We start from the raw sequence: 9,846 nt of genomic DNA, 5'->3' as shown, positions 1-9,846 counted from the left end.
GGACGGGTGACCGTCCCGCGCCGCGCACAGACCACCGGCCCGCATGCGACCGCGGTCGCACGGTCCGGCGGAACGGCCCGGCTCTCCGGCGGGGGAGCCGGGCCTTGACGCGCCGTGTCCGACGCGGGGCCTCTTCCCGGCCCGGGTGACCTTCGTGCCCGCGCCGGCCCGGGTGACCTCCGGGTCCGCGGCAGCAGGCGCGCGACGTCTGGGATGCCTCCCCGGGCGACGGCTGCCACGTGCCGCCCCCGGACCCGGGCCGCGCACGCACCACCGGCCCGCCCGCGACCGCGGTCGCACGCCCGCGCCACCCCCCCCGCCTCACTCCCGCGCCCGAAGCAGCAGCAGTGCCACGTCGTCCGGGCGTTCCCCGGCCGCGGCGAGGTGACGGACCAGGCGGTCGGCCAGCTGTTCCAGCGGGAGGCCGGCGCCCTCGGCGAGGCGGCGGCCGAAGTCGGCCAGGGCGTCCTCGATGTCGACGCCCGGCGCCTCGACGAGCCCGTCGGTGTACAGAGCGAGGACGCTGCCGGGGGACAGGGCCACCTCCGTGACCGGGTACACGGCGGACGCGTCGACGCCCAGCAGCGGACCCCCGGCGAGATCGAGCACCCGCACCCGCCCGTCCGGCTCCAGGAGCAGCGGCGGCAGATGCCCCGCGCGCGCCATCAGCGCCCGCCGCCGCCCGGGTTCGAGCCGCAGATACAGACAGCTCGCGAACAACTCGCTGCCCAGGTCGATCAGCAGCCGGTTGGTGCTCCGCATCACCTCGTCCGGGGCCTGGCCGACGGCCGTGTACGCGCGTACGGCGGTGCGGATCTGCCCCATCAGGGCCGCCGCCGTCACGTTGTGCCCCTGCACGTCACCCATCACCGCGTCGGCCCGCGCGCCCGTCGTCACCAGGTCGTAGAAGTCGCCGCCGATGTCCATCCCCTGAGTGGCCGGCAGGTAGCGGGCCGCCGCCTCGAGACCGGCCGGCGGCGCCAGCGAGCTGGGCAGCAGCGCCTCCTGAAGACCGTGCGCGAGCCGGTGCTTGGCGTCGTACAGCAGCGCCCGTTCCAGGGCCTGGGCGATGAGGCCGCTGAGGCTGGTCAGGACGGCCCGTTCGTCGGCCGGGAAGAAGTGCGGTTCCGCGTAGGCGAGGACACAGGTGCCGACCGGGCGCCCGGAGGAGATCAGCGGCAGATACGCCCACGCGGCCATGCCGTCCGGTGTGGCCTGCCGCCCGGGATAGATCTTTTGCAGATCCTCGCGCGACTTGAAGAACGAGGGGACCCCGGTGGTCAGCGCCTGCGTCCCGGGGGTCTGCGCGGCCAGCGGCAGCCCGTCGAAGCGTTCCACCACGCCCGGGTCCGGGTACCCGCGGTGCCCCAGCACGTGCAGGCGCCCGCCCCGCGAACCGAGCACGACCAGCGCCTGGCTGCCGACGGCGGGCGCGATCTCGTCCGCGATGAGCTGCACCACGTCCTCGACGCCCACCGCCTCGGTGAGCGCGCCGGCCAGGCTCAGGATGTGCGAGATGGTGACCAGGTTCCGGCCGTCACCGCCGCCGTCACCGCCGTCCCCCGCGTCGCCGGGCCGCGGCTCCTCGCGCCGCAGCTCGGACACGGCACGGGCCCGCGCGATCCGGGCGGTCAGCCCGTCGGGGCCCGGATGGAGCCGGAACGACAGCCAGTCGCCCGGCGGCTTCAGCGCCACGAACGACGTCACCTGCTGGCTGAGCAGCGCGGCGCGGTAACGGTCCTCGTAGACGGGGTCGTCGAGCCAGGGCACGGCCCGCCACACCTGGGTGCCCAGCAGACCGGTCACGCCGACGCCGAGCAGTTCGGCCGCCGCCCGGGTGACGAAGCTGACCCGCCCGTGCAGATCGAGCGCACACAGCCCGTACGGCAGCCGCCCCACCATCCGCGCGGCCTCCACCGTGCCGAAGGTGCCCGCCTGGAACACCGGGGGCGCGGGCGAGAGCAGATCGGCCTCCGGCCGCACCGGTCTGTTCTCCTGGACGGCCCGTTCCAGGCGGTGCGCGAGGCGGTCGCAGGCCGCGCCGAGCCGGTCCCGTATCCGCTCGGACGGCTCGGGCGGGGCGGAGCCCGGCCAGGTCACGAAGACCGCCCCGTACGCTCTGGTGCCCGTCGCCACCGGGAGGGCGGCGAGAGCGAAGGGGTAGGGCAGCACCACGGAGACGCGCGGGTAGCAGCGGGCCATCTCCTCCTCGTCGCCGACCCACACCAGCCGGCGCTCGCGCACCGCGTCGGCCACCGGGATCGGGGCGTTGAGCCCGACGCGCTCCCACGGCGCGGCGAACGCCCTGGGCAGCCCCGCCATGACCGCCATCTCCAGGACCCCCTCGCCGGGCGCCAGCAGGTACACGGCGCCGGAGTGCGCGTGCACCTCGTCCAGCATCGAGGCCAGGGCCAGGGAGAGCACCGGGCGGCCGACGGGGGTCCGGCCGGCGGCCGGCGCCTGCCCGGGCGGCTGCCAGTCGGCCACGCCGACCACCTCCTCGCACCGCCGCGTCGGGAATCGAGGCCCTCAAGGGTCAAGGCTCCCTCTTCCGGACCCGTCCCGCACGGCGAGGGCGGGGCCGCACGGACCCGGCATGCCCGTCCGCCGGGCCCGCGCACTGCCCCGGCGGACAGGAACGGCGCCCGTAATGGTCACAGGGGCTGCGCACGCGCCCCGGACGCGCTGTAATGACGGACGTGGTCGGTGAGGACGCTGCGGAACGCGGAGAGAGAACGCTGCGTGCCGAACTTGCCCTCAAGACCCTCGGCTCCGACCCCGGCCCGCGCGAGCGGCTGCGCCGGGTCCTGGAACAGGCGCTCGCCTTCGGCGGCGCCACCCTCGCCGCCGTGTACGCGCCGGGACAGGACGGCGACGAACTGTGCCTGCTGGCGTCCGCCGGGGTCCCGAGGACGCTGTACGGGCTGCGCGACAGCTACCCCCTCGGAGGGTCGGCCCCGGTGGTGGACGCCCACCGCGCGGGCCGCCCGGTGTGGCTGACCCCCGAGAAGCTGAGCCGCTGCCCCGACGCGCGCCGGCTGCCCTCCCAGCAGTTCTCGCTGGCGGTGCTGCCGCTGCGGGACGGCGGCTGCCTGGCCGCCGTCACCGAGGACCCGGGCGGCTTCGGCCCCGAGGACCGCCAGTGCCTGACCCTGGTCGCCGACGCGGCCGCCCGCGCCACGCCCGCCCCGTCCGACGGTGGCGCCGGGCCCCGCGAGCCGGCCGCGAGCGCCTTCAGCCTCGCCATGGACAGCGGCCGCGTCGAGGTCGACGCCGAGACGCTCGCGCTCTTCGGCATCCGCCCGGCCGACTTCGACGGACGGGTCGAGACCCTGCTGGCGCTCACCGTCCCCGAGGACCTGCCCACGCTGATGTCCGTGGTGGAGCCGGACCACCTGTCCATCGGCGACCGCGAGCTGGACTTCCGGATCCGCCGGCCGTCCGGCGAACCCCGCTGGCTGCGCCTGCGCGGGCGGCTGCTGCCCGGCGGCGACGGCCACCCGGCCCGCCTGGTGGGCACCGTCTCCGACGCCTCCGAGCTGCGCTCCGGCGTCAACGACGTGGCCCGCGTGCAGCGGCTCGCCGCCGCGCTGTCCACCGCGGGCACCGTCCGCGACGTCAGCCACGCCGTGGTCGCCGCCCTGCGCAAGCCGTTGCAGGCCGACCGGATCGCACTGGCTGAACTGGAGGGCGAACGCCTCGTCGTCACCGTCCTCGACCCGCCGGAACCGGACGCCTGGCCCGAGCTGTGGCGCGCCGAATGGCGCTCGGAGTGGCCGGACGCGCCCGTGCGCACCATGCCCACCCTCGCCGCCGCGCTGCGCGAGGGACGCGCCGCGATCTGGCCGTCGGGCACCACCCTGGAACCCGCGCTCGCCGACGTCGGCCCCGGCGGCCTGGCCGTGCTGCCGCTGCCCGCCGGCGGCCGGATGGCGGGCGCCTGCCTGATCGGCTGGGACGACCCGCACCACTTCGGACCCGACGAACGCGCCCTGCTCACCGCCGCGGCGGGCCTCGCCGGACAGGCCCTGACCCGCGCCCACGCACTCGACGCCGAACACGAACTGGTCGGCATGCTCCAGCGCACCCTGCTGCCGCGCCGCCTGCCCCGGCTGCCCGGCGCGGTCGCCGTCGCCCGCTACCTGCCCACCACCTCGGGCCTGGAGGTGGGCGGCGACTGGTACGACGTGATCCCGCTGCCCGACAACCACGTGGCCCTCGTCATCGGCGACGTCCAGGGCCACAACGCGGGCGCCGCCACCCTGATGGGTCAGATGCGCACCGCGCTGCGGGCGTACGCCGTCGAGGGGCACCCGCCGGACGTCGTCGTCTCGCTCGCCAACCGGCTCCTCGCCGACATGGAGACCGACCTCTTCGCGACCTGCTGCTACGTCGACATCGACATGGAGGAGGGCTCCGCCTGGTACGTCCGCGCCGGACACCTGCCCCCGGTGCTGCGCCACTCCGACGGCAGCACCGAGGTCGTCGACGCCGAGGGCGGCCCGCCGCTCGGCGTCGTCCGGCAGGCCGACTTCCCGATGAGCCCCCTGGGCCTCAGGCCCGGCACCGTGGTGGCGCTGACCACGGACGGCCTCGTGGAGTCCGCGGACCTCGACATCGAGGACGGGCTCGACCGGCTCGCCGCCGGACTCGCCGGCTCCGACCCCGCCCACCTCGGACTGACCGCCGACGCCCTGCTCGCCGACGCCAACCGCAGCGACGACGTGGCCCTGCTCCTGACCCGCTACGACGGCATGGCACTGCGCCCGCTGCGGGAGAGCTGGACGGTCTGGCGGGTCCCCGAGGCGGTACGGCACGCCCGCCGCTTCACCCGGCGGGTGCTGCGCGCCTGGGACGTGGAGGAGGAGGCGGACGCCGCGCTGCTCGTCGTCTCCGAGATGGTCACCAACGCCCTCGTGCACACCGACGGCCGGGTCCGCCTCGACCTCACCCTCGTCGGCCGCCGGCTGCGCATCGCCGTCGCCGACAACTCGCCCCGCACCCCCATCAAGCCCACCAGTATCGGCTGGGAGGCCACCGGGGGCCGCGGCATCCTGCTCGTCGAGGCCATGTCGGCCGTCTGGGGGACCGTCCCGGTCAGCGGCGGCAAGCAGGTGTGGTGCGAACTGCCGCTGAGCGACACCGGCGGGCACCGCGCGGCGGACGCCGCCCCGTGATGGCACCCTGAGCACGTGCGCCTGCTGCTGATCTCCGACACCCACCTGCCCGAACGCGCCAGGGAACTGCCCGCTCAGCTCCTCGCCGAACTCCCGCGCGCCGACGTCGTGATCCACGCGGGCGACTGGGTGGACACCGCCACCCTCGACCTGCTGGAGGCCCGCTCGAAGCGGGTGCTCGGCGTGTACGGCAACAACGACGGGCCCGCCCTGCGCGCCCGGCTCCCCGAGGTCGCCCGCGCCGAACTGGGCGGCCTGCGCTGGGGAGTCGTGCACGAGACCGGCGCCGCTCAGGGCCGCGAGCGCCGCTGCGCCGAGCGCTTCCCCGACCTCGACGTGCTGGTCTTCGGGCACAGCCACATCCCCTGGGACACCACCGCGGAGACCGGGCTGCGGCTGCTCAACCCGGGCTCCCCGACGGACCGCCGCCGCCAGCCGCACTGCACGTACCTGACCGTGCGGGCGGCCGGCGGCGAGCTGACGGACGTGACGCTGCACCGGCTGCCGCCGCGCAGCCGGTGAGCGTCCGCCCCGCTACCCCTGGTCCGCGACGAAGGCCGACAGCCGGGCCAGCGCCGCGTTCCAGTTGATCGCGGTCTCGTTCGTCGACCAGGACTGGATGTCGTCGATGTAGCAGAACTGGCCGACGCAGCCGGTGAGTTTCCCCTGCGCGTAGGGGTCCTGGATGCTGGAGTTGGCGCCTCCGGCGAGCGTGCCCCTCGGCGGGTTCGGCAGCGCCGGGTCGAGTTCGTGCGCGTACCACCTGCTGTGCTGGTTGCGGGAGGCGACCTCGCCGTACCCGGTCACATAGGACTGGTTCAGCGCGTTGCGGCCGAGGACGTAGTCCATGCTCTGCACGGCGCCGTCGCGGTACGCGCTCCGCCCGGTGATGTCGTACGCCGTGGCGACGACCACCGCGTTGTTGAGGATCTGGGCGTTGGACCCCCAGTCGTACGTGTTGTCCGCCGGGGCGTACGGCAGGCCGTACGGGTGGGCGTCCAGGGTGGCCAGGTAGGAGTCGGCGGCCTCGGTGACGGACTTCCTGACCTTGTCCCGGCCCGGCAGCCGGCTGGGGACGGTGGCCAGGTCGAGCCGGGCGGGCGCCGCCGTCCTGGCCCAGTCGAAGCCGAGGTCGCCGAAGACGTCGGCGGTGTGCACCGGGGAGCCGAGGACGTGGCCGGCGAACTCCTGCTCACCGGTGGTCAGATACAGCTCGGCCGCCGCCCAGTAGAACTCGTCCCTCGCGTCGGTGTCGTTGTAGGCGCCGCCCCCGGTGGCGTCCGCCGCGGACGCGTACACCTCCGGGTGGGCCAGCGCCGCCGCCCACGCGGTCCTGGCCGCCTTCAGCGCCCGTGCCGCGAACGCGCGGTCGTAGGGCTTGTACAGCCGGGCAGCCTGTGCGGCGGTGGCGGCGAGGTTCAGGGTCGCCTGGGTGGTGGGCGGGTGCAGTTCGCGCTTCTGCGGGTCCTGGCTCGGCAGCAGCGGCAGCCCGGTCCACTGCTCGTCGTGGATCTTGTGGTGCGCCATGCCCGCCAGCGGCTCGTCCGCGGGCACCTGCATCTTCAGCAGGAACTCCAGCTCCCAGCGGGCCTCGTCCAGGACGTCGGGCACCTTGTTGCCGCTCTCCGGGATGGTGAGGGACCCGTCGCCGAGCGCCGCGGGGTGCCCGGTGCGGGCATGCAGCGCGCGCTCGTAGGTGCTCAGCAGCTCCCAGGTGGCGATGGAGCCGTTGACGACGTACTTGCCGTGGTCGCCGGCGTCGTACCAGCCGCCGGTGACGTCCAGCGAGTAGTCGCAGACCCCCGGCTGGCACGGCACGTTCCCGTCGCCCTGGTTCGGCGCGACGTCCGTGTGGCCCGCCGCCCGCGCGTAACCGGGCCGCAGCGAGTCGAGGATCTCGATGCCGCTGCGCTGCGTGTAGTAGTACTTCAGCGCGTCGGCGCGCAGTCCGTCGTAGGCCCGCGGGTCGATGTCGAAGGGCCGGCTGGTCTCGCCGTCCGCGACGAGGGTGAGGTCCGAGCCCCGCTTGCGGTAGGAGCCGAAGTCGATCGTCTGGACGTTCTGCCCGGAGGAGGCGTCGACGCCGCGGGGCACGGTCCGTCCCTCGGCGACCGTCGTGCCGCCCGCGTTCTGGAGCTGCCAGGGCAGCGGTTCGGTGGACTCGGTGACCAGGGTCGCGTTCTTCGGCCCCGCGGGCAGGTAGGCGACCTGGTTGACCCGTACCCGGGGGCCGGTGTCGGGCTCGTAGACCTCCGGCGGCACCCCGCCGAGCAGCGACACGTCGTCCACGCAGAACCGCCAGGGGTCGGCGCTGCCGCCCAACTGGAAGCCGACCTGCCCCTGTTTGGTGTCGACGGGCGAGGTGAACGTGTACGAGTAGGTGTCGCCCGCGACGCTCAGCGCCGGACTCACCTCGTAGTAGGTGTCGTACGGCGACACGGACAGCCCGACGATGGCGCGCACCACATGGTCCGCGGGCACACCCGAGGCCGTGAAGCTGAACCGGTACGACTCGCCCTTCACGAGCGTAATGTCGTTCTGGCCGACCGCGGCGTCCCAGCGGTTGACGGTGCCGCCCGGCACGTCCGCGCACCACTGCCCGCCGGACAGCCCGGCCGTGACGTTGGCCGTCGTCCACCACGGCGCGCTGGAGGTGTCGAAGGAGCCGTTCTCCACCTGTTCGATCTCGTCGGCGGCGGCCGGGTGCGCGGGCACGGATACGAGCGCACCGGCGGCGAGGGCCGCCACGGCGAGCAGGGTCGTTCTGCGTCGTTTCACGTCCGGGCTCCTTGGGGGAGTGGGTGTCCGGGATGCGGCCGGTGGCGCTCGGGACGGGCACAGGTGGCGTGGGAGCGCTCCCAGTCGGCGGCTTCGAGGGACTGTAGGGGCGTACGGAGGGTTGGACAAGGTGTGTGACACCGGTTGCCGCGCGGCCACCGGGGCGCCGGGTGGCCGGTGCGGCATCCCCGTGCGCGCCCCGGGCTTCCCCGCCCGCGCCCGCCGGGCCATGTTCGTCCCGGTGGCTCACGAGCCTGCGCGGCCGAACGTGGGGTAACCGGTGTGCGAGCCGGTACCGGCCGTAAGCCCGGTTACCGTGCGTCCGGGGGCCGGGCGTGCCGGGATCCGTCACCGGCTCGGGGCGATGGAGGTGGACATGGACCTGAAATCAGCACCGCCGGGGCCCGCCGGGAGGGCCCCGGCGCACCGGCGGGGCATACGGACCGCCGCGCTGGCGGCCGCCGGACTCACCGTGCTGGCGGCCTGCACCGGGGGCGACGACACGGCGGACCCGAAGGACCACCGGATCACGGTGACCCCGGCCTCCGGCGCCTCGGCGGTGTCCGTGGGCAAGAAGGTGACCGTACGGGCCGGCAGCGGCGAACTCACCTCGGTGCGGGTCACTGCATCGGGGCCCGGCGCACTGAGCGGCTCCTTCTCCAAGGACAAGGGCGTGTGGACGTCGAGCGGGAAGCCCGCGCCCGGCGTCACCTATACCGTGAGCGCCCGAGCGACCGCCTCCGACGGCAGGAAACTCACCGAACACACCACCTTCAGCACGGCCGAACCCGCCGAGGCGGACACCTTCGTCGGCGAGTACAACCTCGAACGCGGCGCGACGGTCGGCGTCGCCCTGCCCGTGTCGGTCGTCTTCAACAAGCCGATCCGCGACAAGGCCGCCGTCGAACGCCGTCTGAAGGTCACCTCCTCGCCCGCCGCGGAGGGCTCCTGGAGCTGGCTGAAGGACCGCGACGGCAAGGACCGGATCGACTACCGCCCGCGCGCGTACTGGAAGCCGGGCACCGAGGTCACCCTGAGCATGAACCTCGACGGCGTCGACGCCGGGGGCGGCCTGTACGGCACCCAGACCCGGAAGATCGGCTTCACCGTCGGCAAGTCCGTCACCACCACCGTCGACGTCGACAAGAAGCAGCTCACCGTCACCGAGGACGGCGAGAAGCTGCGCACCCTGCCCGTCTCCACCGGCAAGCCCGGCTACGAGACCTGGGACGGCACGATGGTCGTCCTCAGCAAGGTCCCCACCATCCGGATGGACTCCTCCACCGTCGGCATCTTCGGCAGCGAGGCGTACGACCTCGGCGAGGTCAAGTGGGACGTCCAGCTCACCACTTCGGGCACCTACGCGCACGCGGCACCCTGGAACGCGGGCAAGTTCGGCGTCGTCAACGGCAGCCACGGCTGCATCGGCATGAGCACGGAGGACGCCAAGTGGTTCTACAGCCACGTCGGCTACGGCGACCCGGTCACCGTCGTCCACTCCACGGACACCGTGCCCGTGAACAACGGCTACGGGAACTGGAACGTCGACTGGGCCGAGTGGCGCGCGGGCAGCGCTCTGCGGTGAGCCCTTCCCCGAACCGCCGCCGGGCCGCCCCGGGCTGCGCCGCCCGGGGTGCCGGTGCACCCTTGATGACGTGGCGAACGCGGTGATCGTGGTGCACCGGCCGTCGGACACCGGCGGCCGGCGGGTGAGCGTGCACCGGGCCGGCCGGGACGAGGACCTCGGCCTGGCCCACTCCGACCATGACCTGATCGTCTTCCTGGAGGCGGCGGGACTCCCGGACCCGGACGCCCTGCTCGACGACCCGGCGTGGGTGGAGTGGCGGGGCGGCGCGCCGCATCACTGGGACGGTGCGTAGCCGGTCAGGTC

6 protein-coding genes are annotated in these 9,846 nt (G+C 74.4%); 4 read left to right on the top strand and 2 right to left on the bottom strand.

All coding sequences use genetic code 11. The features are described 5' to 3' along the window. Positions 1–321: 321 nt before the first annotated feature. A complete protein-coding gene (locus tag ACFV6E_RS30630) occupies positions 322–2,496 on the bottom strand; it encodes a SpoIIE family protein phosphatase (RefSeq protein ID WP_385177868.1) in 2,175 nt (724 codons plus the stop codon). A 194-nt stretch (positions 2,497–2,690) separates the two neighbouring features. Between ACFV6E_RS30630 and ACFV6E_RS30625 the strand changes: the two genes are divergently transcribed. After that, on the top strand, positions 2,691–5,177 hold the full coding sequence (locus tag ACFV6E_RS30625; protein WP_385466000.1) for a SpoIIE family protein phosphatase: 2,487 nt from the start codon (positions 2,691–2,693) through the stop codon (positions 5,175–5,177). 15 nt (positions 5,178–5,192) lie between these two features. Further along, positions 5,193–5,699, top strand: a complete 507-nt coding sequence (locus ACFV6E_RS30620; protein ID WP_385176686.1) for a metallophosphoesterase family protein — start codon at positions 5,193–5,195, stop codon at positions 5,697–5,699. Between the two features lie 12 nt (positions 5,700–5,711). Here the strand turns inward: ACFV6E_RS30620 and ACFV6E_RS30615 are convergent, their stop codons facing one another. Further along, entirely contained in the window at positions 5,712–7,955 is a 2,244-nt protein-coding gene (locus ACFV6E_RS30615; protein ID WP_385465997.1) for a glycoside hydrolase family 9 protein, read from the bottom strand. 376 nt (positions 7,956–8,331) lie between these two features. On the opposite strand from ACFV6E_RS30615, the gene ACFV6E_RS30610 reads away from it, so the two are divergent. Both ACFV6E_RS30610 and ACFV6E_RS30605 read left to right on the top strand, forming a co-directional pair. After that, positions 8,332–9,540 carry an Ig-like domain-containing protein gene (locus tag ACFV6E_RS30610; RefSeq protein WP_385176680.1) on the top strand — a complete coding sequence of 403 codons (1,209 nt, stop codon included), beginning with the start codon at positions 8,332–8,334 and terminating at the stop codon, positions 9,538–9,540. A 70-nt stretch (positions 9,541–9,610) separates the two neighbouring features. Beyond that, positions 9,611–9,835 (top strand): hypothetical protein, encoded by a 225-nt coding sequence (locus ACFV6E_RS30605; protein ID WP_385176677.1) that lies wholly within the window; start codon positions 9,611–9,613, stop codon positions 9,833–9,835. Positions 9,836–9,846: the final 11 nt, after the last annotated feature.

The sequence above is a fragment of the Streptomyces sp. NPDC059785 genome, assembly GCF_042732375.1.
In the GTDB taxonomy this organism is placed as follows: Bacteria; Actinomycetota; Actinomycetes; order Streptomycetales; family Streptomycetaceae; genus Streptomyces.
This window is presented reverse-complemented; position numbering and strand designations above follow the sequence as displayed.

What these genes read in the sequence shown, in the direction of transcription:
- ACFV6E_RS30610 (WP_385176680.1), top strand. Translation starts at nt 8,332, where the DNA reads ATGGACCTGAAATCAGCACCGCCGGGGCCCGCCGGGAGGGCCCCGGCG.
- ACFV6E_RS30625 (WP_385466000.1), top strand. Translation starts at nt 2,691, where the DNA reads ATGACGGACGTGGTCGGTGAGGACGCTGCGGAACGCGGAGAGAGAACG.